This window comes from Gilvimarinus sp. 1_MG-2023 (assembly GCF_030548285.1).
Window position 1 is genome coordinate 1 of record NZ_JAUOSC010001536.1, and the last position, 243, is coordinate 243.

Annotated in this window: 1 protein-coding gene; it reads right to left on the reverse strand. The window is 57.6% G+C overall.

Going from position 1 to position 243, the window contains the following annotated elements; genetic code table 11:
* Positions 1 to 243, reverse strand: a 243-nt coding sequence (locus tag Q4563_RS21950) for a DUF58 domain-containing protein (RefSeq protein WP_303606044.1), incomplete at both ends; no start/stop codon positions are given.

The window sequence follows — 243 nt, forward strand, 5'->3', positions numbered from 1 at the left end:
GGTGACCACCAATGGCGATATCGGTGGCGTGGTTGCCGTGGATCAGCAGCCGCATGGGTTGCTGCTGGTGTTTGGCCCATTCCATCAGCGAGGCTGCCAGCGATACGGCAAATTCAAAGGTGGAGAGTGGTGCTTCGCCAATGTCGTCAGCCCGATCGTTATCCAGTACCAGTAAAAAGTCTGGCTGGGCATGGCTGTTGTACTCTCGTACCAGTAATTGCTGGTGACGGGCCGACGCGGACC